This window comes from Pseudomonas sp. 2(2015) (genome assembly GCF_000955865.1).
In the GTDB taxonomy this organism is placed as follows: Bacteria; Pseudomonadota; Gammaproteobacteria; order Pseudomonadales; family Pseudomonadaceae; genus Aquipseudomonas.
In genome coordinates this window covers 5,462-5,980 of the sequence record NZ_JYOF01000046.1, presented here as the reverse complement: position 1 = coordinate 5,980, position 519 = coordinate 5,462, and the positions used below count along the sequence as shown (strand labels likewise).

The window sequence follows — 519 nt, the reverse complement described above, 5'->3', positions numbered from 1 at the left end:
GCAGGCGGTTGAAGCGAATGGGTTGGTCGCGAGGGGCTTCTACGTCCATTCTCCAACAGTAGATGCCTCCCCATACGCTTGTAATCAATACGATTAGAGAAGCTACATTGTCCAGGGCTGGGGGGGCGTTGCCTGTTATTTTGAGGTAAGTAGTCAGAAAAATAACCGTGGCTATAGCGCACAGTAAGAGAAAGAAAGATATCCAGATTCCGATGCCCTGTGCTAGCAGTTTTGAACTGGCTATTTCGAGATAGATTTCATCGGAGTGATTAGGGGTGTTTAAAAGTATCAATGGGTGTGGGCGGGTGTTCGGAGTTTCGTTGGGGGCATTTAAGTCGCGCTTCCAGCCTGGGGCCGGTTTGTCAAGAAAGGGGGAGGCACAGGCCATAGATGGACTCCAATAAATATAAATTGGGTATTCGCACCCGGTTCACGTGTTTATGTTATAGGCGGGAATTACTTTCAGACATGGAGTCTGTACAACAAAGCGCCGTCCGCGATTCCAGGTCCATGTTTTCT

General features: G+C 48.7%; 1 pseudogene. It reads right to left on the bottom strand.

From position 1 onward, the window contains the following. Positions 1-388 (bottom strand): annotated as a pseudogene (locus tag UB48_RS28345) (hypothetical protein); the annotation flags it as partial. Positions 389-519 lie beyond the last annotated feature (131 nt).